This is a genomic window from Vibrio sp. AH4, from assembly GCF_030710545.1.
In the GTDB taxonomy this organism is placed as follows: Bacteria; Pseudomonadota; Gammaproteobacteria; order Enterobacterales; family Vibrionaceae; genus Vibrio; species Vibrio metoecus.
The window spans coordinates 1,693,281-1,719,854 of sequence record NZ_JALAIV010000001.1 but is presented as its reverse complement, the minus strand read 5'-3'; the positions used below and the strand labels follow the sequence as shown (position 1 = coordinate 1,719,854).

The window sequence follows — 26,574 nt, the reverse complement described above, 5'->3', positions numbered from 1 at the left end:
CAAAAACCATTTCAAGGGTAAAAGTGAAAAAAATTCAGATTTATTGCGTTTTGGGCATAAAAAAGCGAAGCCAATCAGCTTCGCTCTTCGTTTTACATGATTTGCTGGCGACTCAATGATGAGTTACTTAGAAACCATCACCATCGCAGGGCGCACCACTCGACCATTCAATTCATAGCCTTTTTGCATCACAAACATCACCGTGTTTGGCTCATGCTCGGCGCTTTCTTGAATCGACATCGCTTGGTGGAATTCAGGATTGAAGGTTTCACCGTGTGGATTGATCTCTTTCAAGCCGAACTTCGCAATGGTGTCTACGAAAGTTTTGTGCGTCAGTTCCACACCTTCCAGTAGAGGTTTGATGGCTTCAACTTCGCTATCCGCGGCTTGAATCGCACGCTCAAGGTTATCAATCACTGGCAGCAATTCTTCAGCAAAGCGGCTAAGTGCGAATTTACGCGCTTTATCCACTTCTTGCTCGCTACGGCGACGCATGTTTTCGACTTCAGCACGCGCACGCAGCACATTGTCTTGCTGCTCTTTTACGCGCTCTTCGCTCACAAGCAGTGCTGCTTCTAGCTGAGCAATTTTTGCTTCTTTCTCATCAAGCTCATCCGCAGCTTGGTTCCAATCGATATCGGCATCTGTACCTACAACTTCAGCTTCGTTTTCAACCGCTTCTTGTTGCAGTTGCTCGTCTTTGTTTTTGATCTCTTCGTTGCTCATGATATCTCCAAAATTCACTTCATACTGGTCAGGAGAAATCGCCTAGTTGTCGATTTCCCAACACAAAAATTCGCATAAAAGCACAACTTGCCCTTATTATGGGGACGATGAATTCTGATTCAAGCCTAAATCGGTTGGAAACCCTATGAAAAAGCCATTCAACGTTCTTGCCATTATCGGCAAACCGCGAGATCAACAAGCAATTCAAACGCATAAAGAGATTTACCACTGGCTGATTTCACTAGGTTATTCGGTATTTATTGATGATCGTTTACGAGAAATTCTGACTGATTTACCAAGCGAACACTTTGCAAGTTTGATTGAAATCGGCAAAAAAGCGGATTTAGCCATTGTGGTCGGAGGGGATGGCAATATGCTTGGCGCGGCTCGCGTATTGTCCCGCTTTGATATCAGTGTGATCGGGGTCAATCGCGGCAATTTAGGCTTTTTGACCGATTTAAACCCAGAAGATTTCCAACTTCGATTACAAGAAGTCCTCAACGGCAAATACCTACAAGAGACTCGTTTTTTGCTTGAAGCGGAAATTCATCGTCACGGGCAAATCAAAAGCCATAATGCAGCCTTGAACGAAGCCGTGCTTCATCCGGGTAAAATAGCGCATATGATTGAATTTGAAGTCTATATCGATGATAACTTCGCTTTCTCTCAGCGCTCCGATGGGTTAATTGTTTCCACCCCAACAGGTTCTACCGCTTACTCACTTTCCGGTGGTGGCCCAATCCTTTCGCCAAGCCTCAATGCAATCACCTTGGTGCCGATGTTTCCACACACGCTCTCATGTCGACCACTGGTGGTCGATGGCAATCGCCGCATCAAGCTTGTTGTCTCACCAGATAATCGTGGCACTCAAGAAGTCAGTTGCGATGGGCAAATCTCACTCCCAGTCTCCCCTGGTGATGAAATTCATATTTATCAAAGCCCTAATGTACTGAAACTGATCCATCCCGAAGATTACAGCTACTATCATGTCCTGCGTACCAAACTGGGTTGGTCAAGTAAGCTGTTTTGATTCCGCTCACAGATTTCATTCATGAATAGAAAAGGCTGTGAAAAAATTTACCTGTGCAGCTTTACTGTATAAAGAAACAGTATAAACTGTTTCTTTATACAGTATTGGTTAATCATACAGGTGCAAACATGCTGGCTCATTTGAGTATCAATAACTTCGCTATCGTAAAATCGCTGCAATTGGAATTGTCAAAAGGAATGACCACCATCACAGGTGAGACTGGTGCAGGTAAATCCATCGCGATTGATGCTTTAGGTTTATGCCTTGGTGGTCGAGCCGAAGCCAGCATGGTGCGTCAGGGTGAAGATAAAACTGAAGTCAGCGCGGCATTTCATCTGGATAACAATCTACTTGCTAGCCGTTGGTTAGAAGATAATGAACTGCTTGAAGGCAAAGAGTGCATTCTGCGCCGTATCATCACCAAAGATGGGCGCTCAAAAGCTTTCATCAATGGCAGCCCTGTTCCGCTCTCTCAGCTCAAGACGTTGGGACAACTGCTGATCAATGTACATGGCCAACACGCACATCAGCAACTCATGAAACCGGAATATCAGCTCAGTATGCTTGATCAATACGCAGGTCATGCAGACTTGCTCAAAGCCACGCGTCACGCCTACCAAAATTGGCGTCAAGCGAGCAATCAACTCAAACAACTGCGCGACAATAGCCAACAGAACCAAGCTCAGTTGCAGCTTTTGGAATACCAAATTAAAGAACTCAATGAATTAGCTCTCGGTGAAGAAGAATTTGTCGAACTTGAACAAGAGCACAAACGCTTAGCCAATAGCGGCGATCTGGCACTCAACTGCCAACGTGCGATTGAACTACTCAATGAAGGTGAAGAGGTTAACGCCTTGGGTCTATTGCAGAATGTTAGTCATACGCTAATAGACTTAGCTGAAATGGATAGCAAACTGACAACGCTCCCTTCAATGGTGGCAGAAGCATTGATTCAGCTTGAAGAAACTTACCATGAGCTGCGCAACTATCTCGATTCGATTGATGTCGACCCAGAACGTATGTCATATGTTGAAGAACGCTATTCCAAAGTGATGTCGCTCGCACGTAAACACCATGTGCTTCCAGAAGAGCTGTATCAGCATCATCAAGCGCTGCTACAGCAGATCGCTCAGTTGGATTGTTCTGATGAAAAAATGTCAGCACTGGCGAGTGAAGTGGAAGTGCTCTACCAAACTTTCGTTACTGCTGCGGACAAACTGCATAAATCACGTACTCGCTACGCGAAAGAGCTAGATAAGCTGATAAGCCAAAGTATGCATGAACTGAGCATGGAAAAAGCTCAATTCAAAATTGAAGTGTTACAAGATAACGCGCACTCTTCACCATTAGGCTTTGATGCGGTGACGTTTTTAGTTTCGACTAACCCCGGACAGCCACTGCAACCGATCGCCAAAGTTGCTTCTGGTGGTGAACTGTCGCGCATGTCATTGGCAATTCAAGTGATCACCGCGCAGAAAGTCGATACCCCAAGCCTGATTTTTGATGAAGTCGACGTAGGTATTTCAGGGCCAACGGCAGCGGTTGTCGGCAAACTATTACGCAAATTAGGTGAATCAACTCAGGTACTGTGTGTTACCCACTTACCTCAAGTCGCAGGTTGTGGACACCATCAACTGTTTGTCGCCAAACAGACCAAAGCAGGCAAAACTGAAACGCAAATGCTCAAACTGGATCAAGAACAAAGAATTGCAGAACTGGCACGTTTGCTTGGAGGCAGTCAAATTACTGAATCTACACTCGCAAATGCCAAAGAGCTATTAATCGCAGCCTAGTTTCATACCGTATTACTGGATTTTTTTGTTCAGCTTTGCAACCAAATTCAAAATTCACAGTCTCAATAGGCTCAGAGCACGATCGAGGTTTTTACATCTGCTCTGAGCTTGTTTATTATCAGCCAAGTTTTTAGCCCTGAGGGACAGAGAGTTTTAACAATGCAGTTTACTAAGTGGTTCATCGCCCTTCCCCTTGCCGTCACCGCCTTATCAGGCTGCTCTTTACTTGAGCGCTTGGTGTATCGAATTGATATCAATCAGGGTAACTATGTTGATCAACAATCGGTTGATCAGCTCAAGTTTGGCATGAGTAAAGATCAAGTTCGCTTTGTTCTCGGCTCACCTATGTTGGTTGAAAATGGCTATCCAGATACTTGGTATTACATTTATCACCACACCCAAGGCCATAACGATCCAGTACAGAAAAACCTGATCGTGAAATTTAACGATGGTGGCAAGCTAGTCAATGTCGCGGGAGATTTCCCTGCTGGCGATTCTTTCTTCGAAGGCGTCAACTAAGCGCACTTTGCTGAGTAAAAAAGAAAAGGCTTTCATAAGCCTTTTCTTTTTGGTGTTGATTCTTCAGCCGTCACATTAACTTTGACTAGCGGCAGCTTTGGCTTGCTCCGCACGTTTACGGCGAATCTCTTTCGGGTCCGCCAATAATGGGCGATAAATCTCAATCCGATCTTTATCTCGCACCTTAGCATCCAACTTCACATTCCGGCTGAAAATGCCCACTTTATTGACCGTCAGATCAATCTCAGGATACATCTGCAAAATACCTGAAGTACGGATGATCTCTTCCACCGTTGCCGATTGCTCAACCACCAGCTTGAGTACACGTTGCTCATGCGGTAACGCATACACCACTTCAACATGAATCATTTCACTGCTCATCATCACTCTCCATACACCTGTTTTGCTCGGCGAGTAAACGCATTCACCATATTGCTGGTCAATTCATTAAAAATTTTGCCAAACGCCAACTCAATCATTTTGCTGGAAAACTCAAACTCCAAACGCAGCTCAACTTTACACGCAGCTTCATCCAACGGAGTGAAAAACCATCCACCGCGCAGCGTTTTAAAAGGCCCATCCACCAAGCTCATGGCAATCGACACCCCGGGCGTCAATTGATTCGAGGTGGTAAACGTCTTACTGATCCCCGCTTTTGAAACATCCACCGATGCCACCATATGTGCCTCACTCTGCTCCAGCACACGAGAACCCGAACAACCGGGCAAAAACTCAGGATAACGCGCCACATCATTGACCAAATGAAACATCTGCTCTGCACTAAACGAGACCAAGGCAGAACGACTCACTTGTTTCATTTTCACTCCTTACCACGACTCAAACAGCTTGGGAAAACGGATTGTACTTTCATCCCCCCAGCACCTCAAGCCATCAGGCTCGAACAACACAATACAGCGCTTGAGTCATCGCGCAGATAACCGTATGCTACGGCAAACAAAAGCGTTTCCTAACCGCTGACCAATCCGTATAATGCGCCCACTATGACAAAAAAGAAAACCAATACCAAAGCGGGTAGCAACACTATCGCGCTGAACAAAAAAGCTCGCCACGAATACTTCATCGAAGATGAATTTGAAGCTGGCATGGAGCTACAAGGCTGGGAAGTCAAATCACTTCGCCAAGGTAAAGCCAACATTGCAGAAAGCTACGTCTACATCAAAGATGGCGAAGCCTTCATTTCCGGTATGACCATCATTCCGTTGCAGCAAGCCTCCACTCACGTGGTAGCCAACCCTACTCGTATCCGCAAGCTGCTACTTTCACGCCGCGAGCTGGACAACCTGTTTGGCCGCATCAACCGTGAAGGGATGACACTAACCGCATTGTCACTCTACTGGTCTCGTTCGTGGGTCAAAATCAAAATTGGCGTTGCGAAAGGTAAGAAACTGCACGACAAACGTGAAGATCTGAAAGAAAAAGAGTGGCAACGCCAAAAAGATCGAGTGATGAAGAGCGCATTGCGCTAATAGTAACCACTTGAAAAATGGGAGCTAGACAGAAGCACGTATTCTGGTACTATGCACCCGTTACCTCTGGGGCTGATTCAGGATTCGACGGGAATTTTGCAGTCTGAGGTGCATGCCGAGGTGCGGTAGGCCTCGTTAACAAACCGCAAAAAAATAGTCGCAAACGACGAAAACTACGCACTAGCAGCTTAATACCCTGCTCAGAGCCCTTCCTCCCTAGCTTCCGCTTGTAAGACGGGGAAATCAGGAAGGTCAAACCAAATCAAGCTGGCGTGGATTCCCCCACCTGAGGGATGAAGCGCGAGATCCAATTCAGGTTAGCCATTCGTTAGCGTGTCGGTTCGCAGGCGGTGGTGAAATTAAAGATCGACTAAGCATGTAGTACCAAAGATGAATGGTTTTCGGACGGGGGTTCAACTCCCCCCAGCTCCACCAAATCATTAAAAAAGACACCCTCGGGTGTCTTTTTTGTTTTGCGGAAAGAGAAACTATTTCAGTTCCTCTTCCATCACCATGTTTTATTGAGTTCAGCATAAACCTGCAACTCACCCGAAATATCCTGCCAATCCTGAATCCGTTCTAAATCCTCAGCTTTCATCAACTTGAAGTTAAAATGCTCTTCATAAGGTTTATGAATTTCGGTATGGAGCTTGATGGCATCGCTATAAAACTCAAACAACCAGTAGTAAGCCGTTTCGTTACTGACTTTGCCAGTGAAATCATTTTCTATGCTGCTCCTTGGCAGCAGCTTGACACTACGCACTCGGTACAAATAGCGCCCCACTTGTTGTGTATCACTCAACGAATCGCGAACCAGAGCCACTACATAGCGAACTTCACGAATGATATTACGGTGAATATTTTGCCTATTGGTTGCGAATAGTTGTGTGTGATAGCCCTTAAGTAAACCTTGTCTCGCATTTTCTAAATAAGTGGTTTCTCGCCCCAACTCATTGATCGGCGTAATCATGGTTAAGCCATGATGCCTTACCGTCTTCACACCATATGGGGCAATGCGAGCAGAATCTTCAATGTAAAAATAATCCGCAGGATAACTCCCCAAATACTGAGTGAGATCTCCGCATCCCAACGCCTCAATCAAATACTGTTTCAACCAGACATTATGTGGCGTTTTTTCGTCATTAGGCAGTAGTGCAAAAGCCCCAATACCGATTTCCTTAATCGCTTCAGCATAAGGGTTTTCAGCACTGTTTTGCTCAGGGAAATAACCTGGGTAGAGAGCAAAGGCACCTTTCACTGGTCGGCTTTTTAGCGGTGCTTCATAATCCATGTTTTCTAGGTGAATAATGGCATCCCTGTAGCGGTGCATTTGGTTAATCGCATCTTCAGGTACAGCATCGCCACCTTTAAACAGCTGAGTATCAATTCGGTATTTCGCATCGAATAGCAGCAAGAAAGCTTCGCCATTGGCAAGCTTAGCTCGGATCACAATATCGGGTTTGTGTTTACCAAGCCAAGTGCGGTTTTCCTCCCCTTTTGGGGTGAAAGCAGGCTCATGGGCAATATCTAATTCCATGCCATCACTTTTGCGTTTAAACAGAAAGGCTGAAGCCATTTCATTGTTAGCCGCTTTTCGAGAAGACCAGCAGCGCCCTAATTCACCGATATTGCGTTGTACTTCTTCAAATCCTAATGATTTAACAATCGAGATCACTTCTGTGAAACACCACACTTCATAGACATCGGCGACCGATTTCACCGCCAATTGCGCATCACCGCCTTCGACCTGATGCAAATAGTGTTTCAACTGCTGCCACACCTTATACACTTTGGCGTAGCCATGACCTTGCTGGAGCACTTTCGATTCACTCACACCGCCGGCTAGCTCTCCAACTTCGCGCCAGAGTGGGTATTTGAGTGCTTGACTGACCGAGTGATACCAATCAGAAATTTGCTTTTGAAATGAACTCGACAAGCTATTTTGCTCATCTTGATCTAAATGATATTTGAACTTGGATAAGCCTTGCTTGGACTGAACTAGGATGTGCTTGATGAACCTATTTTCTGGCGTGTTGACACTTAACTGCTTAATGGTCACCGGTAAACGGCTGTTTATCCGCTTTGCTTTAATAAGCTCTTGGGCACGTTCTTGTTGTTTGGCGGAGAGTGGCTTATTAACTCGATCTAACTTCAGAGCGCGAGTCGAAGATTGCAAACGGTTATGTGGAGCATTGAGAATTCGCTTAATTCCAAGATTAAACTCATTAAACAGACGCTCAAATTGCGCTAACCAAAAAAGCTCAAATCGATCGCGAGACTCGTTTGATTTCGCGTGCTGTTGGCTAGTTTTTCCCGCAATCGCATAGCGCCAAAATGGGTATACCGCATCCACTTGGCGACTCATCATGCTGAGATCGGTGTCCACGACCATTTTGGTAGCAAAGACCGTAAACTTTAACTCAACGCAGCATCGTACTCCCTGACGAAGGTACTCGATAACGAGTTGGCAATCGCCCACATCATTACCAAAATTGAGCATGGCTTGTAGGGCATTTCGTCTATGGCTAAGCGAAAAGCTCTCTTCAAGAAGCCGGTATTTATGACACATCTTGGGGGAACCCCGATCAACCTCATCTTTAAACTCAATCTCAAACCAATAGGGTTTGTTTTCAAAAAAGAAAGGTTTTTCTAGCGGTTCACCCTTTTCTAAACTTAATGGATTTTCGCCCAACAGCACCTTGCTCTGAGGCGTTAACCACTCTCGCCGCGCATAAGTTCGGTCAAGTTTCGCTCTTGGCGAAGCTAAATTGTCAGCAGTAATAAAAATCTCGAAATCATCATGCTGATAACAAATGGTTTCACGTTGAGTGTTGGCCATACTTTACTTCCACACTTCTCTATCCATTAAGGCCAAAATGAGCAAAAACCATTGTTTAGCTGTGCGGTCATGGCTTTTAATTTCTTCTCACTACGCCACTCAACTTCAACTTTTCCCTCTGTATCCCCCTCAAAATGGCGCAGTAGATCAGGGCGTGAGATCGACTCATGATTCGGCAAAATAGCCGTAAGTTGCTCCTGCAAAACCTCTGTCAGTTGTTCAAGTAAATTGTGGCCTTGCGAAGTGCGTACTTTATCTTCATCGCCTTCAATACGCGGTAGAACCTTACACATTAAGTAATCATCGAACACTGCGGCTAGCTCTGTATCCGTTTTTGGCGCAAAGCAAATCACGCTAAGACAGAGTTCATTAAACGCACGGAAAGCCAGTTCAAACGGCGTGTTTTTAAGCACGTTATTTATCGCTTTGAAGAACGCTTTGGTTTTACTCGCATCACTATCCGCATCAACATCATTGAACTCTTCAATTTTTCTCACATGACTCAAGATGGGATAGCTCAAGGTGTTCGCACTTTTCTTTTGATCGCTCTCGAAAAACTCATCAATCTCGTTAGGGAAAAACTCACCGAAATCAAAACTCATCGCACGGTCAATCACCTTACGTGAAAATCCATGCGTCGTTTCATCCATATTCACTGTGCCAGCAACGATTAAATTAAATGGGATTGGCAAACCATACTCACAAAAACAGTGCCATAAATCGTCATATTTACTATCAGCCAGTTTTAAGCTTTCACGCAGTTTTGTGTTATAGGCTTGTTCAGCACCGTTCTCACCATTAAGTTGGAGGAATGAGGGTTTTAATAGTGCATCACAGCTGTAGCGAAAAGAATCGCCACTCTCCCAACACCACTCTCGGGTTTCTAATACCGACAAATAATCTGCAAAATACTGTTCAACTGGCGCGAGGTTCATCTCATCTAAACACAGCCAGTAAGGCGGAACATCCTCAAGTGCTTCAGCTTCACCACTGACGACCAAGCGCTTGCCTTGTCCGTCTGAATCCACACACTCAATGTTCAAATTTTCATTATCCGCAATCGCACGCCACGCCTGCGCCATAAAGGTCAGTACATCAGTGGTGATGTACTCCGCATGCCCACCTAAGCGTGAAACATAACCGAGTAAATCACTTGGTTCATGCCAGTCTGGACGCACTGAAGTTAAACAGTAAGTGCTACTCAATAGACCACGAGCTTCAGCTTGCTTGCGCACAAAACGAGTCTTGCCAGTGCCAGAGATACCAGCGAGTAGAAGGAAGGGTTTAGGTAAAGCAAAATGGCATCTTGAATGATTTATTAATTTATCTCTATCAATAATAGTTTTAGTTACTAAATTATTACCATTTACTTTAAACATATTGAGCAAACGACCATAAGCACTTTCAGGCTCAGCTATCGTCAAGAATATCTCATTTCCTTTCCTAAAAAAACAACCTATGTTCTGTGGCTTAATAATAGAATTAGAATTTTCATCGCCGATATATCTCTTTAAAACATCTCCAGTTAATGAAAGCCTATGTTCAGACTTTGATGGTGGCTTACCATATGTTAAATCAACACTCTCGCTTACATTCAAAATGTTAAGCTTGATTTTTTCACGAATATTAGATTCTTTTTCAAAATTTCTATCAGGGAAAAATATAACTCGAGCTTCAACTGGAACCAAACAAAATCCACCTGCTCCTCTTAGCCCCAATTCATTCCCATTAAATCTATGAATCCAAACCAACTCTTGCATAGTCCTACCTTTTACAATATTTCACTAAGAGCTAACGCTATATTCTTTGCAAATAGTGGAGGTACAGCATTTCCTATCATCTTATAATTATTCCCCTGAGAACTAATAAATATAAAATCATCAGGAAATGTTTGTAACCTTGCAGCTTCCCTTACTGTAATACTTCTTGCCTGAGTGGGATCTGGATGTATATGTCTTAACCCATCTTTATATAAATGAGCAGGAATAGTATTACTTGGCTTATTTAAACGCAAAACATGATATTTATGAACTGATGACGTTTTCCCTGTTTTCTCCGTATACAGCATTTTAAGATTTTCACTATTAGAATATTCATTTTTTCCAGAGAGAATATCATCAGCCAACAATTTAAAAATATTAATATCCCTTTCATTATGAAAACGAGGCTCATGATTGTTAATTTTTAATTTTCCTTCAACAGCCCTATGTGAAATTTTATTTTTAACTATATCTAAAGGATATAATCGAGGAAGATCAGAAATGGCATCTTCAACTGTTTTAACAGAGTTGACTTTTAGAGAGTTTAATTTCTCATAAAATTTAATCACTCTTCCCCTGTAATCAGGATATTCACTTTTACTAATTGCAACAATAATAACTCTTAGCCTTTTTTGAGGAACACCGAAGTCAGCCGTGTCAAAAAGTGCATCATATCTCAAATTTGTTGAGATATGATAACCAGCTTTCTCAAAAGCTTCTGTGACTCGTTCAACTATCGGAATACCACCAGGTGCTGCACTCAACATTCCTTGTACATTTTCAAAAATACAAGCTTTAGGCCTAAAATACTCAACAACCTTTATGTATGATTCGAACAAAAAATTTCTATAATCCTCATGCATACCTTTATCATCACGAATTCTCCCTGCAATTGAATAAGCTTGACAAGGTGGTCCTCCAATAACAACATCAATTTTTTTTCCGCCGACTAAACGCTCTAGTCCTATAGAACTTCCATATTCGACATCATTATTGTATCCCTTGATTAGCTCATTAGTCCTTTGAATATCAAATTGAATAACTTTGGACGTTGCATCTTGATAATTCCATTTACTTTCAAGGCGATTTCGTAGGGTTCTTACTGCATGCTTATCCCACTCAACTGCAGCTTTTATTTCAAATTTTCCCGATTGTTTGAAACCTTCAGTAAGCCCACCACAGCCGGCAAATAATTCGATTGTACTTAACATTAATACTTACCCATTTTTATTATTTGCTTACCTAATGCAAAACCCAATAATGGCGGAACGGCATTTCCAATTTGCTTATACTGTTGTGTTTTAGGACCTACAAAATGAAATTTATCAGGAAATGACTGTAGACGAGCATTTTCACGAGCTGTAGGAACTCTGTCCCATTTATAATGAAAGTGATTTCTATGACCTGTATCAATTGTTTTTGAAGGCTTTTGACTATGGTACCTGGTCCAGGCTTCATTGAATTTTCTAGAATCACCAACGCCAGGAGGTAAGTCCTTATGGTTTCCTCCTTCTGGAACTTGTCGAATAACAGACACTACTAAATCTGAATGTTTAGTACCTACATGGTTATAAAGTAGCTTAGAATCTTTACGCATTATTTTCTGATATTGACTTTGTGCTTCAATTGAATACTCAACTTGTTCATTTCCCAAATCTAAGACTAAAGAAGGAAGATCTCCAATAGCTTCTTCACACGTCACATAATTCTCTTCATTATGAGTTGGCTTAGGAAACTCAAATTCAACCTCACCTAATACACCAACAAAGAACATTCGTTTTCTTATTTGAGGTATTCCATAATCAGGGGCATACATTAATTTTTCAGATGAAGAATAGCCTAATCGCTTAAATTCATCGAGTATTGCTCGCCGAGCTCGTCCTTGATATAGATTTGCAATACCTGGTACATTTTCAATTACAATAAATTGTGGCTTTATACGCTCAGCCAATTGGAAAACTGAATAGAAAAGTTTATTCCTTTTGTCATTTTCATTCCGCGTTCCTGTCAAAGAGAAACCTTGGCATGGCGGACCTGCTACAATTATCTCAACTTTTCTCCCATTAATTTCTGACACAATCTTTTCTATACTTTCAGGCTCAGACAAATCCAATTGCAATGCTCGAGCATGAGGGTGATTATGAGCAAAAGTTTGAAGAGCCGGAGCATCTATATCAACACCAACAATGCTTTCAAAACCAGCCATTTCAAACCCATATGAAAGTCCACCGCATCCGGAGAACAAATCAACTAAGTATTTATTTTTCTTCATGGTTAACTACTACTAAAAATTCTTGATGTAAGGCCTTAGGGCAAAGCATATTTTTTGCACTCTGCACCTCTACCAAATTATATTTACCTAATGTCTTTAATGTTCTTGACACATTACTGACGGCTCTGCCAGTCAAATTGGCAAGCTCGGTGACTGATTGTGGCTGCTGTTCAGCTATCACTTTTAACAGATATTGGTTTTCTTTCGATAGCACATTGGCCACCGATTTCAGTGAGTCAAACCAAATATCGACAGGGTAATCTGGGTCTGAAATTTGCCCTCGAATACCAATCACGCAACGTTTTTGCTTAGCAATGTCCATTCTTCTCTCTTGACTGGCTTTTATAAACCGCTGTACGTCTGTACATAGGGTGCATATCTTATCAGCTGCTGATTATGGAGCAAGATGATTTTTCCCTCTACACCAATCCTAACGACATTCCCCCAACACCTGCTTACAATTAACCCAATCCGCCGCCATCAAGGGGCTTGAGTCAAACCGCTTCATTCGTATACTGGGCGCTCAATCACTAGGAAGTTGTTTGTATGAAATCCAACCAAAGCTTACTCAGTAACGTTCTGATCAACATTGTTATTCCAGTGGTGATTTTGAGCAAAATGAGCGGTGAAGATAACCTTGGCCCAACGTGGGCATTGGTGGCCGCGTTAGCCTTTCCCCTGCTGTTTGGGGTGTACAGCTTTATTCAAGAGCGCAAAGTCAATTTTTACTCGGCGCTCGGCATGATTAGCGTGTTGCTCACTGGTGGCATTGGCTTGCTGCAACTCGACCCTGCTTATATTGCCATTAAAGAAGCGGCGATTCCGGGGCTGATTTTTGTGATTCTGGTGGTCAGTAATCTGATTGGGTATCCGCTAGTGCGTAAAATGCTGCTCAATGAAGATATTGTCGATCACGACAAGCTGCACAGCGCGTTAAGCACGCCAGAGAAGAAGGCGGAGTTTGAGCGTCGGGTGAATGTCAGCTCTTATCTGATTGCGTTCTCGTTTTTTGTTTCAGCCGTGCTCAACTATGGCTTGGCGAAGTGGATTGTGAAAAGCCCTGCGGGTACGGAAGCGTTTAACGAAGAGATCGGTAAAATGACGGCGCTGAGCTTTCCGGTGATTTCACTGCCGGTGACGATTTTGATGATGGGCGCGCTGTTCTATCTGTTTAGAAGCCTGTCTAGCATCACAGGTCATAAGATGGAAGATTTTCTGCGGAGCAAGTAATCACTTCGCATCGAACCATCAAGATAAACAAAGGGCTCAACTGAGCCCTTTGGTTTTATTTGTAAGTCTTACTCGCCTGCGAATCTCGCCATCATGTCGCGTGCGACTGCTTCTGCGACTTTGATGCCGTCAATCCCTGCTGACAAAATGCCGCCCGCATAACCCGCGCCTTCACCGGCTGGGTAGAAGCCTTTCAGGTTGAGGCTTTGGAAATCTTTGCCGCGCTTGATGCACACAGGAGATGAAGTACGCGTTTCCACACCAGTCAGCAAGCCATCTTCAGAAGCAAAGCCTTTGATTTGGCGATCAAACTCAGGGATCGCTTCACGAATCGCTTCTACCGCAAAGGCAGGCAGCGCTTTGGAAAGGTCGGTAAGCTTGATGCCCGGAGTGAAAGAAGGCTGTACATCGCCCAGTTCACTTGGGTTACGGCCTTTCAGGAAATCACCGATTTTCTGCGCGGGCGCATCGTAAGTTTCGCCGCCCAGTTTATAAGCGTTAGCTTCCAGTTCACGTTGCAGACGAATGCCCGCCAGCGGATCGCCTGGGTAATCTTGCTCTGGCGAAATACCGACCACAATTGCGCTGTTGGCGTTACGTTCGGCACGCGAATATTGGCTCATGCCGTTGGTGACAACGCGCCCTTCTTCCGACGTTGCTGCCACCACTGTGCCGCCCGGACACATACAGAAGCTGTACACGGTGCGGCCATTTTTACAATGGTGTACCAGTTTGTAGTCTGCCGCGCCTAGAATCGGGTGGCCCGCACTGGGTCCAAAGCGCGCTTCATCAATCATGGATTGCTTGTGTTCAATGCGGAAACCGACTGAGAAAGGCTTGGCTTCCATGTACACACCACGCGCATGCAGCATCTCAAAGGTATCACGCGCACTGTGGCCGACCGCGAGCACCACGTGACGAGATTGGATCTCTTCACCGTTCGATAGCGTCACGCCGGTGATTTGACCATCTTGCATGTGGATATCGTCAACGCGGGTGCTAAAGCGAATTTCGCCACCCAGTTCGATGATTTTCGCGCGCATTTTTTCAATCATGGTCACCAGTTTAAAGGTACCGATGTGCGGCTTACTCACATATAAAATTTCTTCTGGCGCGCCTGCTTCAACAAACTCGGTGATCACTTTGCGGCCGTAGAAGTTGGGATCTTTGACTTGGCTGTACAACTTACCATCGGAAAACGTACCTGCACCGCCTTCACCAAACTGTACGTTAGATTCGGTATTCAGAGTACGCTTACGCCAAAAGCCGAAGGTATCTTTGGTACGCTCACGCACCTCTTTGCCGCGCTCAACAATGATCGGGTTAAAACCCATTTGCGCCAGCACTAAACCAGCAAACAAGCCACAAGGGCCAAAACCAATCACCAGTGGACGCTCAGGTAGGTTCTCAGGTGCTTTTGCGACAAATTTGTAGGACATATCCGGCGTTGGGCGCACATGCTGATCTTTGCTAAATTTGGCGAGCAGTTTTTCTGGGTTCGCCACTTCCACATCAACGGTGTAAATCAGTTGGATATCGCTTTTTTTACGAGCATCGTAGCCACGTCTAAACAGAGTGAAAGAGAGGACTTGCTGAGCAGGAATTTTCAACTTGGCAGCAATGGCATCAAGCAGCGCGCCTTCCTCATGGTTGAGGGGCAGCTTAAGTTCAGTTAAACGTATCATGGGATGTCTCGTGGGTCATGGGTGTCTTAGCCTCACCACTGGCGTGGCGGCTCACAATGGCGCGCATTTTACGAGAATTCGCCTCCACTGTCATATTAAAAGCTCTGTCATAATAAAAGCTCAGATCAGGCTGGAAATAGCCACCATCGAAACGGCTTGGGTTGAATTTTAGCGGCGGCGCAGTATCATCCCCGTTCTTGATTTTTGCGTACACTGTAGGTGTGCAAAACGGCTAACTAGATAGAGCGAATTGTCATGGCTTTTGTCGTCACCGATAACTGTATCCAATGTAAATACACCGACTGTGTGGCGGTGTGCCCCGCGGATGCATTCCATGAAGGGCCGAACTTTATGGTGATCAACCCGATTGAGTGCATCGACTGTGGGCTGTGTGTGCCGGAATGTACCGCGCAAGCCATTTTTCAGGAAGATGAATTGGTGGATGACCAACGGATTTTTATCGAACTCAACGCTGAGTTGGCGGAGCATTGGCCAAATTTGACCGAAGTGAAGCCGGCGATGGAAGACGCCGCAAAGTGGGATGGTGTGCCGAACAAACTGGATATGTTGGAGAAGTAAAACCCAGCCACGAGCTTGAGCGCGCAGTGCCTTAGGACAAAAAGCCTTGGGATAAGAAGCCTTGAGATGAAAAAAGCGTCGGACAATCCGACGCTTTTTTTGTTTTAGGCATAAATGATTAGCTGTGCTGACGGCGCATATTGTCGAGAATGATCCCCGTTGCCATCGCGACATTGAGTGATTCTGCACCGCCAAAGGCCGGAATGGTGATCTTATCCGTCACGTACTGCGCCGCTTGCTCACGGATACCGTGTGATTCACTGCCCATCAATAAGATTCCTTCCGCTTTAAATGCGGTTTGGTGCACGCTCACCCCTTCCAAAAATGCGCCATACACCGGCAAATTCGCCTTGGCTAAATAGTCGGGTAAATCCACTTGGCTGACTTGTACGCGGCCAAAGCTGCCCATCGTGGCGCTGATGGTTTTCGGGTTATACGGGTCGGCACAATCTTGGCTGGCGATGATGTGAGAAATGCCATACCAATCCGCGACACGAATAATGGTGCCCAAGTTACCTGGGTCGGAAACGCCATCCAACGCAATCATCAACCCTTGTGCTTTCGGAACCTCAATGTGTGGGATCGCCACCACCGCAATCGCAGCGTTGTTGCTCACCAAGGTGCTGACTTTGGTTAAATCATCCAAGGTCGCTTCAATACACTCGAAACCGGTTAAGGCTTGTGCGTGCTCGGCGAGAAACTCGGCGGTCGCAAAAATGTGTTGTACTTTCAGCGTGCTGTTGGTCAGTTCTAGGACGTTTTTCTCGCCCTGAACTAGAAATAAGCCGTGCGCTTTGCGCTGTTTCTTCTGCCCTAAAGCGCGAATCAATTTGAGTTGGGTTTTCGAAATCATGGTGCTGTCCGAGATAAATGCCGGCGAATTATAGTGCAAAGCCCCTACGAGCTAAAGGGGCGCGTAGGGGAAGCCATTAAACCAACACAATGGCAGCTTTCGATTGCCAAGCGCGCTAGGCTTGAGCAAACTCGCCTAATGCTTGTAATGCCTGCTGCGCTTTCTCTTTTTGCACGAAAATATGGTCGTGGTAATAACCTGCAATCACATTGGCGCTAATGCCATGCTCAGCAAGCTTAGTGGCAAATGCGGCGGTTAACCCGACGGCTTCCAAACTGGAATGCACAGTTAAGGTGATCAAACTAAACAACGCGCTGCTCTCCAGCCCTGCTTGCTGCGCCTTTTCAGCTTCCAACACTAACGTCAGACCTTCTGGCTCACGAAAAGTGGCGATAGGCTCTAAAGATAAATAGTCACTCAGTACCCCATCGACTGTGCAGAACACGTAATCTCCCGCCATCAGCTCTGGCGACATGGATTGCAATAGTAGATCTAAGTTTTTGATTCCTGACATGCTTTATTCCTTTTTAATCGATACATCTCGTGCCGATACAATAAAAAGCGCTTCTCCATAAGTACATGGAATAATCTTAATTTAGTATCAGTTCGGCTAATCATTTCTAGCCAACAGTTGGTACCACAAAGCATGTGGGGTATTTAGGGGCATCAAAAAAAAACGCCCTACGTTTAACAGGGCGTAGCTCAGAAATGAGCGAGAGATCAGTGGCGCACTTTAAATAGCTGCACTAATTCATGGATCAGCCAAGTGGCGGCCAATAAATCGGCGCTGCCGCCGGGGCTTAAGTGTTTTTCAATCAGCGCGCTATCGAGCGCGGTGAGGGCTTGTTCGATTTCTTGATATAAAAAGCCACCTTTGGCGAGCAGTTGCAGCGCTTGTTCTTGCACAAAATGCAGCGCTGCCAATCCACCCCGTGAAACAAGATTGCTGTCGTTATTATTGGCCATCAACACCAATAAGGTATGCCACAAGGCTTGCTCGGTGCTGGCTCCTTTGGTTAAACAGGCTTGGTAGGCTGGCAGCGCATGTTGCATGACCATAGCAAGGCCTGAAGCAGCTTCACCGCGTGCGCCGGTTAATCCATACTGGCGATAAATACGCTCGCCTGCGGTTTCGGGCGCCGATTCACGCTTCGCTTTTAGCTCATCGATAACCAAAAACTGGCACGCTTGGCGAATGGTTTCACCTATATGCTGCGCATCGATTTTGAGTTGATTGGCTTTAAGCCACCCTACCGAGCCACAAATAAGCCCCAAGATGAAAATCATCCCTTTGTGGGTATTCACCCCTTGTGTGGCCACAAACATGGCTTGCTCAGCTTCAATGCCAATCGGGCGCAAGGCGCTCAGCAGCTGAGCCGCCGGATTTCCCGCACTCTCCCAACCAGCACTGACAAAAGAGTGCAGATAAGGCGCGATCGCCTCGGCGCTGGCGATAAAAGAGTTGAGATCCATATCGCGGTGCGCGCCATTATTGGCAGTATCCACCAAACCCGGTTTAGGGGTGAGATGCACCTCCAACATCATGGCATGGTAGGCCAGATGCCCCACTAAGCGGGGCAAGCTGAAGGTCTTTGAACCTGAAGAGGAAGACGCTTGGCTAGGCAGTTCAAGCAGCAGATCAAGCGCAGCAGGAATAGTCATGCGTCATCTCCTCAATTTTTGCCAACAAAGCTTCGACACTGTGCCGCCGTGAGCGAGCACAGATCACCGCATCGCGTTCACACAGTAGGCAGCGCCGTCTTGGCAACTGCGCACCTTGGCGCGAAATAATATGTCCATCGACATCAATCACATCCAGATCCATCAGTCGTCCCAGCGGGTGCTCGCGTTCAATCTTCATCATGGCTTTTTTCAGCATGCTGGCCGACGGAGCCTGAATCACCAAAAACGCTTCCGGCCCGGTTTTTTCCACCAACAACTGACAAGCCACTTGCGGCCAACCCGTTTTCTGACACAGCTCTTGAATAGCACGAATACCTGCATCCATCACGGTTTGACTGGCAGCATTGAGCTTAAGCGCGCCCGGCATGTTAACCGTGAAAGAAACCAGAGGCAGTGAATGGCGTTTTAGCCACTCACCTTGTTGCCGAACCCGCACTTCTTTACGCAGAAGGAGCTGGTCCAGACTGACTGAAAGATCCGGATGGTGACTCATAGGCTTTTTACCTGCTTGATAACATCAATGATCGAACCGTCACGGTAGTGAACAAAAGCAACGGTCTTGTCTTCGAATTCCAGCGCTTGAGGTTTGCCCGTCAGCAACTCGGCACGCTGTTGCAACGCTTCAATCTCGACAACGGGCAGTTGCGCCTCGATGAAACGTGCTTTCAGTTCGGGACGATTCGGGTTTACCGCGATACCTTGATCCGTCACCAACACATCAATGGTGGATCCTGGGGTAATGACGTTAGTGACTTTCTCGACCACGGTCGGAATGCGGCCACGCACCAAAGGCGCCACAATAATCGATAAGTTTGCCGCGGCCGCCGTGTCACAGTGACCGCCGGATGCGCCGCGAATTACCCCATCAGAGCCGGTGATCACGTTAACGTTAAACTGGGTATCAATTTCCAGAGCGCTGAGGATCACCACATCCAGCCTATCCACCGCCGCCCCTTTCGAGCTAGGGTTAGCGTACTCGTTAGCAGAAATTTCCAGATGATGTGGATTGCGCGCTAACGAGCCCGCCGCCACCGAATCAAAACACTGCACATCGAGCAAGTAATCAATCAGCCCCTGCTCATGCATATCGACCATAGTTGCGGTGATACCACCGAGGGCGAAAGAAGCGCGAATGTCTTGGCGCAGCATCTTCTCTTTCAAAAAGCGCGCAACCGCGAGCGATGCACCGCCCGAGCCGGTCTGCATCGAAAAACCATCATAGAAATAGCCTGAATGCTCAATGACTTCCGCAGCGCGTTTGGCAATGAGCAGCTCGCGAGGGTTGGTGGTCATGCGCGTGGCATCCCCACCGATTTTGCTTGGGTCGCCCACTTCCGCCACTTGCACCACCGCATCAACACGATCTTGAGTAATCGATGCAGGGAAATTCGGGAAACCAACGATGGCTTCGGTCAACATCACCACTTTTTCAGCGTGTTCGGCATCAACTTTGGCATAGCCGAGTGAGCCGCAATTGGACTTGCCTTTAAAGCCGTTGGCATTACCAAATTCATCACAACAAGGTACGCCAATAAACGCCATGTCGATGTACAGCTCACCGCTTTGGATCAAATGCACACGACCACCGTGCGAGTGAATATGCACTGGCTCATCAAGCAAGCCGTTAGAAATGCTGTCGGCTAACGCTCCGCGGATCCCTGAGGTGTAAATCTTGCTCACCACGCCGTTTTTGATGTGTTCAATCAAAGGCGAGTGACAAGAGGTGAGCGAGCTTGAGGCCAGCGTGAGGTTTTTAATCCCCAATTCGGCAATCACCTCCATCACCAGATTGACGGTTTTATCGCCGCCGCGAAACGCATGGTGGAAAGAGAGGGTCATGCCATCTTTTAAACCAAGATCGACAATCGCTTCGCGGATCGAACTTTTCACCTTACGGTTTTTCTTGGCAGGCTCATCCAGCAGATGCGGCGTGATCGCGTGCGCTTGGGTGTAGGGCGACAACGCGTAGCGTTCCACTTCCAGCACAGACAGAGGGTTATTTAATGTATTGATACTCATGAGATGACCTTTAGTGTTTGATGCCGGATTCAGCACGTTGCAGTGTCCAACGTGCGCGTTCGATGATGGGTCCATCGACCATTTTGCCGTTAAGGGAAACCACGCCCAGCCCTTTCGCCGCGGCTTCTTCGGCAGCTTCGATGACTGCGATGGCGTGATCGACCTCTTTTTGGGTTGGAGCAAACACGTTGTGCAGCAGGTCAATCTGGCGCGGGTTAATCAGTGACTTGCCATCAAAGCCAAGCTGCTTGATGTGCTCCGCTTCACGCAAAAATCCCTCTTCGTTATTGGCATCGGAATAGACGGTATCAAACGCCATGATCCCGGCAGCACGCGCCGCTTGCAGAATGGAGCAGCGTGCAAACAGCAGCTCAATCCCTTCCGCTGAACGCTGAGTGCGCAGATCGCGCACATAGTCTTCCGCGCCAAGCGCAATCCCAATCAGGCGGCGGGAGCTAAAGGCAATCTCAACCGCGTTGTTGATGCCTTGCGCGCTTTCAATCGCGGCCAACATACGCGTGCTACCCACTTCACGTCCGCATTCACGCTCGATCTGCTCGATGACTTTTTCCATCTCAATCACATCGTTGGCGTTATCGGTTTTCGGCAGACGCACCACTTTGGCTCCGCCGCGCACCACGGCATTAAGGTCTTTGATGCCGAATTCAGAATCGAGCGGATTGACCCGCACCACGGTTTCCATCTCTTGATACATAGGGTGTTGCAGCGCATGGAACACCAACATCCGCGCGGTGTCTTTTTCACGCAGCGCGACCGAGTCTTCCAGATCGAACATGATCGAATCCGGTTGATAGATAAAGGTATTGCTGAGCATGGCGGCATTCGCGCCCGGCACAAATAACATACTGCGACGAAGTTTGGTCATGATAGTTGGCTCCACTCAATGTTCTGAACATCACAAGCGCGCATCACCGCTGCTTGAACACGCGCGCGGATCACGCAATCCAGCGCGCCTTTGTCTTCAATGGTGACCAACGCATCGTGCACTTGCATCGCGTCGAGGGTGTGCAGCACGACCTGACGAATCGCATGACCAAATTGCTGCTCGACGGTACTGTCTAACACCAGTTCAATACCGCCATCGTTATTGGGTTCAATCCGAACCTGAAGATCACTGGATTCCAGTGTTCCCGCAAAGGCGGGATGGGCAATTTTCATGGGTACAACCTTGTTTATGAGTTATTGGAAAAACACCATCAGCATCGCGTTCATACCGCTAACCGTTGCGGTGCGGCCTGTTGCGAATGATCCACATAGTGCTGACAGAGGTAGGAATAAGTACTGCTCGGTACCAAATCGGCAATTGCGGAGACACCAAAATGCTTGAGCAAATGACGTACACGAGAGGCTGAAATCGGCTGCGAGGCTTGCTGACTGCGCTCAATTTCAACGACTTGGATCGGCGCACTGACATCGTGCGCTTCTTCTAACCAGCGGCGCATGGCTTGGTTGTAGTGACGCGTCACCGTACAAATCGGCTCACTGCCGACAAAGCGGTGCGTAATGCCAAGGGCAGGCGCGATAGAATGGCGAAAAATACTTAAATCCAGCGCGGTATGGGATTGATTGACCACTTGCTGATCTTTAATAAAATAACTGGGGAAGGTCGCGCGTGAAATAATATAATCTGAACAAGAATGAATGGTTAAATTCAATAAATGTTTACTACCCGCCTTAATCATGGCCATGCGGTCTGCATAAGAGAAATCTTTATTCTCTGCTTTTACCACAAATAAATGCACCCAATCACATTGTTCACAGGCTTGTTCAATTAAATATCGATGACCTAAGGTAAATGGATTGGCATTCATCACAATACTGCCAATTTTACGGCCAGACATTTTTAATAACTGCAACTGCTTGCAATAAACAGAAAGGCGATTTGGGCTATTTTCTAATAACGCAATATGCGGTTCGACTTTATCAACCAAGAAAAAACCACACTGTCTGAATAAATCAACATTGGCTGGCTTAGTAAATAAAAAGAGTGAAAAACGCCCCATTTCATAAGCAAAGTTGGTTAATTCGGTCATCAGTTTGAGCGCAAAACCAGTGCCTTGCAGCGCAGGCGAAACCGCGATGGACTTCAACACATGCCCTGCAATTCCGCCGCAAGCGATGATTTGGTTTGTGCCATACGCCACCACAAAATGCTCGACATCCTCATCCACGGTCAGCTGATGCTGGCAAAGGAACTCTTTGATCTGTAATAGTTTAGTTCGATTTTTGGTTGAAACTCGCGAGAAGGTATAAATATCCACCATGGTCGGCTTCCTCACCTATTTTTTCTGGCTTTATTATCTAAATTCAGCCGAAAAGGTTTAATGAGGGTAATCACTTTATTTCCCGCGGTTAACGCTCTTTATGGTTTTAATGAATTTAACTCTTATCTCTTTGATTTTTAATTTTATTTTAAATTTAAATCATAAAAACCATTGAGATTTTTAAAGCCACTGGTTTGGATGACTATTTTCACAATTATCACTGACTATTTTATTTAATGTAGTAAAGGTCTTAATAACCTCATTGGACATGGAATTATGAACGAGAAAACCCTACATTTAGATAAAAAGTCCGCAACTGCAAGTGGATTTAATCTAAGCCAAACGAAAATATTTGGCACTCCACTCCCTTTATTTTTATTTTTACTGATCACTGTATTAGCCGCTCATTTTACTGACACTTTACCTAGCGGTCTGGTGGGTGGTTTTGCTTTTATGTTTGTTATCGGCGCAATATTTGGCGAAGTTGGCAAACGTCTACCGATTTTTAATAAATACATCGGCGGTGCGCCGGTAATGATTTTCTTGGTGGCCGCTTGGTTCGTGCACATGGGCTGGCTCAGTGATCGCGAAATCAAAACCGTGACCGAAGTGATGGATAAGAGCAAATTCTTGGATCTGTTCATCGCGGTGCTGATCACCGGCTCAATTCTGGCGGTCAACCGTAAACTGCTGATCCGCTCTTTGGCTGGCTACATTCCAACCATTCTCGCTGCGGTGGCGGGTGCTGCGGTGTTCGGTATCGCTATCGGCCTCGTATTTGGTATCACGCCTGATCGCATCATGATGCTGTACGTGCTACCGATTATGGGTGGTGGTAATGGCGCTGGCGCTATCCCGCTTTCCGAAATTTATGAATCGGTCACTGGTGGCTCGAAAGAGCAATACTACTCGGTTGCTATCGCGATTCTGACTATCGCCAACATTGTGGCCATCGTCGCCGCAGCGGTGATCAACATCATCGGCGAAAAAATGCCGTCACTGACCGGTAATGGTGAGTTGGTACGCCGCACTCAGTTAGATGTGAGCGAAGAAGCGAAAAACCTGACAGTGACCCACCGTGAAATTGCCATCGGTTTAATGCTGGCCGCTTGTGTGTACACCTTCTCTTATGCGCTATCGAAAGAGATTTTGCCCGGTTTTGGCACCATTCAAATCCACACTTTTGCTTACATGGTGGTGATCATCGCCATCCTTAACGCGGCGGGTTTGTGCAGTGATGAAATCAAAGAAGGCGCGAAACGCCTGTCGAACTTCTTTTCAAAACAGATGCTGTGGTTACTGATGGTCGGCGTCGGTATTGCGTACACCGATCTAGCTGAAATCATCAACGCGCTGACTTTTGCCAACGTGATCATTGCTACGGTGATTGTGCTTGGTGCAATTATCGGTGCCGCTTTGGGTGGCTGGGCAATGGGCTTCTACCCTGTTGAAGCATCCATTACTGCGGGGCTATGTATGGCTAACCGCGGTGGCTCGGGCGACCTTGAAGTGCTTGCTGCCTCTAACCGTATGAGCTTGCTCTCTTACGCGCAAATCTCTTCACGTCTGGGTGGCGGCATTGTGCTGGTCATCGCCAGCGTCGTATTCGGAATGTTTGTTTAACCCTTTAACCCTTGCTCCTTGGGATTATTTGGCGCGCTTAGCGCGCCTTTTTTTCTCTCCGTTTTCAACCCTGTTTTTACCACTGGAAGTGACCATGCAATCAACCTCACTGTTCCTCGAAGGGATTAATTTGCTGACGCTGGGGATGGGCTTTGTGTTCATCTTTCTGATTTTCTTGGTGTATGCCACGCGTGCGATGTCGCAATTGATTGTGCGTTTTGCCCCGCCGGAAGTGCCAGCCAAAACCACCAATAAAAAAGCCTCTGCCAACAAGGCCAAAGCCAACCCAAATCAAAACCAAGGTGAATTGCTCGCGGTGCTCACGGCCGCTGTCCATCACCATAAAACACAACAAAAACTATCTTAAGTGAAGGAGAAACCACAGATGACTCAGGCGATCAAACGCGTTGGTGTTACGGATGTCGTATTGCGCGATGCTCACCAATCTCTTTTTGCCACCCGTTTACGAATTGACGACATGCTGCCGATTGCGCAGCAGTTAGATCAGATCGGCTATTGGTCTTTGGAATGTTGGGGAGGCGCGACCTTTGACAGCTGCATCCGCTTTTTAGGCGAAGACCCATGGCAACGTCTACGTTTACTCAAACAAGCCATGCCCAATACGCCACTGCAAATGCTGCTGCGCGGGCAAAACCTGCTTGGCTACCGCCACTATGCCGATGATGTAGTGGATACTTTTGTGGAGCGTGCGGTGAAAAACGGCATGGATGTATTTCGCGTGTTCGATGCGATGAACGATGTACGCAACATGCAACAGGCGCTGCAAGCGGTGAAAAAGATGGGCGCGCATGCGCAAGGCACGCTCTGCTACACCACCAGCCCAGTACACAATTTACAAACTTGGGTCGATGTGGCGCAGCAACTGGCGGAGCTCGGCGTCGACTCAATAGCCCTGAAAGATATGGCCGGCATTTTGACTCCGTATGCCGCTGAAGAGCTGGTGTCTACCCTGAAAAAGCAAGTGGATGTCGAGCTGCATCTGCACTGCCACTCCACCGCTGGCCTTGCCGATATGACTCTGCTTAAAGCAATTGAAGCAGGCGTGGATCGAGTGGATACCGCGATTTCCAGCATGAGTGGCACTTATGGTCATCCGGCGACCGAATCACTGGTCGCAACCTTGCAAGGCACGGGCTACGACACCGGATTGGATATCGCCAAACTCGAACAGATTGCAGCTTACTTCCGTGATGTACGCAAAAAATACCACGCCTTTGAAGGCATGATGAAAGGCAGCGATGCGCGCATTTTGGTGGCTCAGGTTCCCGGCGGCATGCTGACCAACATGGAAAGCCAACTCAAACAACAAAACGCGCTGGATAAACTCGATTTAGTGCTCGAAGAGATCCCACGCGTACGTGAAGAACTCGGCTTTTTGCCTCTGGTCACCCCTACCTCACAAATTGTCGGTACACAAGCGGTGATCAACGTGGTGCTGGGTGAGCGTTACAAAACCATCACCAAGGAAACCAGCGGTGTGCTGAAAGGGGAATACGGCAAAACGCCAGCACAGGTTAACACTGAGCTGCAAGCTCGTGTATTGGCGGGCGCAGAAGCCATTACTTGTCGCCCTGCGGATTTGATTGCCGCCGAAATGCCAACCTTGCAAGACCGTGTATTGCAGCAAGCCAAAGAGCAGCATATCACCCTCGCCGAGAATGCGATTGATGATGTACTGACCATTGCGCTGTTTGATCAGGTAGGCTGGAAGTTTTTAGCTAACCGCCATAACCCAGAAGCCTTTGAGCCTGTGCCACAACTGGCAAGTACAGCCAACACTCCGAAAGCGCCAACAGAAAAAAGCAAAGTACAGCCCGTGGAAAGTCACGGTGTGTACACCATTACGGTCAACAACCAAAGCTATGTGGTGAAGGTGGATGAAGGCGGTGACCTGACGCATGTTGCTCCCGCGCCATCAGCCAATCACACACCAGTACCGAGTGCAGCAGAAGGTGATAACCTCGCCGCACCGCTCTCTGGCAACATTTGGAAAATTCATGCCTCAGCCGGAGATGAAGTGGCTGAAGGCGATGTCTTGCTGATTTTAGAAGCCATGAAGATGGAAACCGAAATCCGCGCGCCACGTGCCGGAGTGATCAGTGCGATTGAAGTCAATGAAGGCGATGCCGTACAAGTCGGCGATGCTTTGTTGGTATTGTCGTAATCAGAG

General features: G+C 46.7%; 26 protein-coding genes and 1 other RNA gene. 10 read left to right on the top strand and 17 right to left on the bottom strand.

Annotation, left to right across the window (positions count from 1 at the left end; genetic code table 11):
- Nucleotides 1-123: 123 nt before the first annotated feature.
- Complete coding sequence (grpE, locus tag MKA69_RS08105) at nucleotides 124-726, bottom strand: nucleotide exchange factor GrpE (protein ID WP_055043930.1); 603 nt, start codon at nucleotides 724-726, stop codon at nucleotides 124-126.
- A 145-nt stretch (nucleotides 727-871) separates the two neighbouring features.
- Between grpE and nadK the strand changes: the two genes are divergently transcribed.
- The 3 genes from nadK to bamE all read left to right on the top strand — a co-directional run bounded on the left by nadK (nucleotide 872) and on the right by bamE (nucleotide 4,068).
- On the top strand, nucleotides 872-1,756 hold the full coding sequence (gene nadK, locus MKA69_RS08100; protein WP_095456970.1) for an NAD(+) kinase: 885 nt from the start codon (nucleotides 872-874) through the stop codon (nucleotides 1,754-1,756).
- Between the two features lie 128 nt (nucleotides 1,757-1,884).
- Entirely contained in the window at nucleotides 1,885-3,549 is a 1,665-nt protein-coding gene (recN, locus tag MKA69_RS08095; RefSeq protein ID WP_305847804.1) for a DNA repair protein RecN, read from the top strand.
- Between the two features lie 159 nt (nucleotides 3,550-3,708).
- The gene (bamE, locus tag MKA69_RS08090; RefSeq protein WP_001160907.1) at nucleotides 3,709-4,068 is read left to right on the top strand and encodes an outer membrane protein assembly factor BamE; all 360 of its coding nucleotides are present in this window, start codon (nucleotides 3,709-3,711) and stop codon (nucleotides 4,066-4,068) included.
- 75 nt (nucleotides 4,069-4,143) lie between these two features.
- Here the strand turns inward: bamE and MKA69_RS08085 are convergent, their stop codons facing one another.
- Together MKA69_RS08085 and MKA69_RS08080 are read right to left on the bottom strand one after the other, a co-directional pair.
- Entirely contained in the window at nucleotides 4,144-4,449 is a 306-nt protein-coding gene (locus MKA69_RS08085) for an RnfH family protein (protein ID WP_055027511.1), read from the bottom strand.
- A 2-nt stretch (nucleotides 4,450-4,451) separates the two neighbouring features.
- A complete protein-coding gene (locus MKA69_RS08080) occupies nucleotides 4,452-4,886 on the bottom strand; it encodes an SRPBCC family protein (protein ID WP_000815880.1) in 435 nt (144 codons plus the stop codon).
- Between the two features lie 183 nt (nucleotides 4,887-5,069).
- Here MKA69_RS08080 and smpB point away from each other — a divergent pair, with 183 nt between their 5' ends.
- On the top strand, nucleotides 5,070-5,555 hold the full coding sequence (gene smpB, locus MKA69_RS08075; RefSeq protein WP_000162689.1) for an SsrA-binding protein SmpB: 486 nt from the start codon (nucleotides 5,070-5,072) through the stop codon (nucleotides 5,553-5,555).
- A gap of 68 nt (nucleotides 5,556-5,623) precedes the next feature.
- Nucleotides 5,624-5,990, top strand: a transfer-messenger RNA (tmRNA) gene (ssrA, locus tag MKA69_RS08070).
- A gap of 73 nt (nucleotides 5,991-6,063) precedes the next feature.
- On the opposite strand, the gene MKA69_RS08065 is transcribed toward ssrA, so the two are convergent.
- From MKA69_RS08065 to MKA69_RS08045, 5 genes are read right to left on the bottom strand one after another with little or no spacing between them, the layout of a single operon-like run.
- The gene (locus MKA69_RS08065) at nucleotides 6,064-8,394 is read right to left on the bottom strand and encodes a DUF2357 domain-containing protein (protein WP_305847803.1); all 2,331 of its coding nucleotides are present in this window, start codon (nucleotides 8,392-8,394) and stop codon (nucleotides 6,064-6,066) included.
- A 26-nt stretch (nucleotides 8,395-8,420) separates the two neighbouring features.
- Nucleotides 8,421-10,154 carry an McrB family protein gene (locus tag MKA69_RS08060; RefSeq protein WP_175230672.1) on the bottom strand — a complete coding sequence of 578 codons (1,734 nt, stop codon included), beginning with the start codon at nucleotides 10,152-10,154 and terminating at the stop codon, nucleotides 8,421-8,423.
- An 11-nt stretch (nucleotides 10,155-10,165) separates the two neighbouring features.
- A complete protein-coding gene (locus MKA69_RS08055; RefSeq protein WP_114708114.1) occupies nucleotides 10,166-11,365 on the bottom strand; it encodes a DNA cytosine methyltransferase in 1,200 nt (399 codons plus the stop codon).
- Nucleotides 11,365-12,426, bottom strand: a complete 1,062-nt coding sequence (locus MKA69_RS08050) for a DNA cytosine methyltransferase (RefSeq protein WP_114708115.1) — start codon at nucleotides 12,424-12,426, stop codon at nucleotides 11,365-11,367. The genes MKA69_RS08055 and MKA69_RS08050 overlap by 1 nt, the downstream gene beginning before the upstream one ends.
- Nucleotides 12,413-12,748 (bottom strand): MarR family transcriptional regulator, encoded by a 336-nt coding sequence (locus MKA69_RS08045; RefSeq protein WP_114708116.1) that lies wholly within the window; start codon nucleotides 12,746-12,748, stop codon nucleotides 12,413-12,415. The genes MKA69_RS08050 and MKA69_RS08045 overlap by 14 nt, the downstream gene beginning before the upstream one ends.
- A 224-nt stretch (nucleotides 12,749-12,972) precedes the next feature.
- On the opposite strand from MKA69_RS08045, the gene MKA69_RS08040 reads away from it, so the two are divergent.
- Nucleotides 12,973-13,656, top strand: a complete 684-nt coding sequence (locus MKA69_RS08040; protein WP_000841479.1) for a VC0807 family protein — start codon at nucleotides 12,973-12,975, stop codon at nucleotides 13,654-13,656.
- A 68-nt stretch (nucleotides 13,657-13,724) separates the two neighbouring features.
- Here the strand turns inward: MKA69_RS08040 and MKA69_RS08035 are convergent, their stop codons facing one another.
- Nucleotides 13,725-15,341: an NAD(P)/FAD-dependent oxidoreductase gene (locus MKA69_RS08035; RefSeq protein ID WP_281051782.1), complete on the bottom strand. Its 1,617-nt coding sequence runs from the start codon at nucleotides 15,339-15,341 to the stop codon at nucleotides 13,725-13,727.
- A gap of 255 nt (nucleotides 15,342-15,596) precedes the next feature.
- Between MKA69_RS08035 and fdxA the strand changes: the two genes are divergently transcribed.
- Complete coding sequence (fdxA, locus tag MKA69_RS08030) at nucleotides 15,597-15,920, top strand: ferredoxin FdxA (RefSeq protein ID WP_053034133.1); 324 nt, start codon at nucleotides 15,597-15,599, stop codon at nucleotides 15,918-15,920.
- A gap of 118 nt (nucleotides 15,921-16,038) precedes the next feature.
- Here the strand turns inward: fdxA and MKA69_RS08025 are convergent, their stop codons facing one another.
- From MKA69_RS08025 to citC, 8 genes are all read right to left on the bottom strand, one after another.
- Entirely contained in the window at nucleotides 16,039-16,773 is a 735-nt protein-coding gene (locus MKA69_RS08025) for an RNA methyltransferase (RefSeq protein ID WP_053034134.1), read from the bottom strand.
- Nucleotides 16,774-16,888: 115 nt separating this feature from the next.
- A complete protein-coding gene (locus MKA69_RS08020; protein WP_305847802.1) occupies nucleotides 16,889-17,287 on the bottom strand; it encodes an ACT domain-containing protein in 399 nt (132 codons plus the stop codon).
- A 206-nt stretch (nucleotides 17,288-17,493) separates the two neighbouring features.
- A complete protein-coding gene (citG, locus tag MKA69_RS08015; protein ID WP_305847801.1) occupies nucleotides 17,494-18,435 on the bottom strand; it encodes a triphosphoribosyl-dephospho-CoA synthase CitG in 942 nt (313 codons plus the stop codon).
- On the bottom strand, nucleotides 18,413-18,949 hold the full coding sequence (citX, locus tag MKA69_RS08010) for a citrate lyase holo-[acyl-carrier protein] synthase (protein WP_096070612.1): 537 nt from the start codon (nucleotides 18,947-18,949) through the stop codon (nucleotides 18,413-18,415). The genes citG and citX overlap by 23 nt, the downstream gene beginning before the upstream one ends.
- Nucleotides 18,946-20,475 (bottom strand): citrate lyase subunit alpha, encoded by a 1,530-nt coding sequence (gene citF, locus MKA69_RS08005; protein WP_305847800.1) that lies wholly within the window; start codon nucleotides 20,473-20,475, stop codon nucleotides 18,946-18,948. The genes citX and citF overlap by 4 nt, the downstream gene beginning before the upstream one ends.
- A 10-nt stretch (nucleotides 20,476-20,485) precedes the next feature.
- On the bottom strand, nucleotides 20,486-21,361 hold the full coding sequence (gene citE, locus MKA69_RS08000; protein WP_000164137.1) for a citrate (pro-3S)-lyase subunit beta: 876 nt from the start codon (nucleotides 21,359-21,361) through the stop codon (nucleotides 20,486-20,488).
- Nucleotides 21,358-21,654: a citrate lyase acyl carrier protein gene (gene citD / locus MKA69_RS07995; protein WP_000684014.1), complete on the bottom strand. Its 297-nt coding sequence runs from the start codon at nucleotides 21,652-21,654 to the stop codon at nucleotides 21,358-21,360. Before citD ends, citE begins: the two co-directional genes overlap by 4 nt.
- A gap of 50 nt (nucleotides 21,655-21,704) precedes the next feature.
- Nucleotides 21,705-22,760, bottom strand: a complete 1,056-nt coding sequence (gene citC / locus MKA69_RS07990) for a [citrate (pro-3S)-lyase] ligase (protein ID WP_305847799.1) — start codon at nucleotides 22,758-22,760, stop codon at nucleotides 21,705-21,707.
- Between the two features lie 276 nt (nucleotides 22,761-23,036).
- Between citC and MKA69_RS07985 the strand changes: the two genes are divergently transcribed.
- Genes MKA69_RS07985 through oadA form a run of 3 tightly spaced genes read left to right on the top strand, consistent with a single transcriptional unit; the run spans nucleotide 23,037 to nucleotide 26,568 of the window.
- Entirely contained in the window at nucleotides 23,037-24,383 is a 1,347-nt protein-coding gene (locus tag MKA69_RS07985; protein WP_055032044.1) for a 2-hydroxycarboxylate transporter family protein, read from the top strand.
- Nucleotides 24,376-24,750 (top strand): OadG family protein, encoded by a 375-nt coding sequence (locus MKA69_RS07980; RefSeq protein ID WP_000483003.1) that lies wholly within the window; start codon nucleotides 24,376-24,378, stop codon nucleotides 24,748-24,750. Before MKA69_RS07985 ends, MKA69_RS07980 begins: the two co-directional genes overlap by 8 nt.
- 18 nt (nucleotides 24,751-24,768) lie before the next feature.
- Nucleotides 24,769-26,568 (top strand): sodium-extruding oxaloacetate decarboxylase subunit alpha, encoded by a 1,800-nt coding sequence (gene oadA / locus MKA69_RS07975; protein ID WP_305847798.1) that lies wholly within the window; start codon nucleotides 24,769-24,771, stop codon nucleotides 26,566-26,568.
- The last annotated feature ends 6 nt before the right edge of the window (nucleotides 26,569-26,574 follow it).

Excerpts from the sequence above, each read along its gene's own strand:
- grpE (WP_055043930.1), bottom strand. The coding sequence starts at position 726 with ATGAGCAACGAAGAGATCAAAAACAAAGACGAGCAACTGCAACAAGAA.
- nadK (WP_095456970.1), top strand. The coding sequence starts at position 872 with ATGAAAAAGCCATTCAACGTTCTTGCCATTATCGGCAAACCGCGAGAT.
- recN (WP_305847804.1), top strand. The coding sequence starts at position 1,885 with ATGCTGGCTCATTTGAGTATCAATAACTTCGCTATCGTAAAATCGCTG.
- bamE (WP_001160907.1), top strand. The coding sequence starts at position 3,709 with ATGCAGTTTACTAAGTGGTTCATCGCCCTTCCCCTTGCCGTCACCGCC.
- MKA69_RS08085 (WP_055027511.1), bottom strand. The coding sequence starts at position 4,449 with ATGAGCAGTGAAATGATTCATGTTGAAGTGGTGTATGCGTTACCGCAT.
- MKA69_RS08080 (WP_000815880.1), bottom strand. The coding sequence starts at position 4,886 with ATGAAACAAGTGAGTCGTTCTGCCTTGGTCTCGTTTAGTGCAGAGCAG.
- smpB (WP_000162689.1), top strand. The coding sequence starts at position 5,070 with ATGACAAAAAAGAAAACCAATACCAAAGCGGGTAGCAACACTATCGCG.
- MKA69_RS08065 (WP_305847803.1), bottom strand. The coding sequence starts at position 8,394 with ATGGCCAACACTCAACGTGAAACCATTTGTTATCAGCATGATGATTTC.
- MKA69_RS08060 (WP_175230672.1), bottom strand. The coding sequence starts at position 10,154 with ATGCAAGAGTTGGTTTGGATTCATAGATTTAATGGGAATGAATTGGGG.
- MKA69_RS08055 (WP_114708114.1), bottom strand. The coding sequence starts at position 11,365 with ATGTTAAGTACAATCGAATTATTTGCCGGCTGTGGTGGGCTTACTGAA.
- MKA69_RS08050 (WP_114708115.1), bottom strand. The coding sequence starts at position 12,426 with ATGAAGAAAAATAAATACTTAGTTGATTTGTTCTCCGGATGCGGTGGA.
- MKA69_RS08045 (WP_114708116.1), bottom strand. The coding sequence starts at position 12,748 with ATGGACATTGCTAAGCAAAAACGTTGCGTGATTGGTATTCGAGGGCAA.
- MKA69_RS08040 (WP_000841479.1), top strand. The coding sequence starts at position 12,973 with ATGAAATCCAACCAAAGCTTACTCAGTAACGTTCTGATCAACATTGTT.
- MKA69_RS08035 (WP_281051782.1), bottom strand. The coding sequence starts at position 15,341 with ATGATACGTTTAACTGAACTTAAGCTGCCCCTCAACCATGAGGAAGGC.
- fdxA (WP_053034133.1), top strand. The coding sequence starts at position 15,597 with ATGGCTTTTGTCGTCACCGATAACTGTATCCAATGTAAATACACCGAC.
- MKA69_RS08025 (WP_053034134.1), bottom strand. The coding sequence starts at position 16,773 with ATGATTTCGAAAACCCAACTCAAATTGATTCGCGCTTTAGGGCAGAAG.
- MKA69_RS08020 (WP_305847802.1), bottom strand. The coding sequence starts at position 17,287 with ATGTCAGGAATCAAAAACTTAGATCTACTATTGCAATCCATGTCGCCA.
- citG (WP_305847801.1), bottom strand. The coding sequence starts at position 18,435 with ATGACTATTCCTGCTGCGCTTGATCTGCTGCTTGAACTGCCTAGCCAA.
- citX (WP_096070612.1), bottom strand. The coding sequence starts at position 18,949 with ATGAGTCACCATCCGGATCTTTCAGTCAGTCTGGACCAGCTCCTTCTG.
- citF (WP_305847800.1), bottom strand. The coding sequence starts at position 20,475 with ATGAGTATCAATACATTAAATAACCCTCTGTCTGTGCTGGAAGTGGAA.
- citE (WP_000164137.1), bottom strand. The coding sequence starts at position 21,361 with ATGACCAAACTTCGTCGCAGTATGTTATTTGTGCCGGGCGCGAATGCC.
- citD (WP_000684014.1), bottom strand. The coding sequence starts at position 21,654 with ATGAAAATTGCCCATCCCGCCTTTGCGGGAACACTGGAATCCAGTGAT.
- citC (WP_305847799.1), bottom strand. The coding sequence starts at position 22,760 with ATGGTGGATATTTATACCTTCTCGCGAGTTTCAACCAAAAATCGAACT.
- MKA69_RS07985 (WP_055032044.1), top strand. The coding sequence starts at position 23,037 with ATGAACGAGAAAACCCTACATTTAGATAAAAAGTCCGCAACTGCAAGT.
- oadA (WP_305847798.1), top strand. The coding sequence starts at position 24,769 with ATGACTCAGGCGATCAAACGCGTTGGTGTTACGGATGTCGTATTGCGC.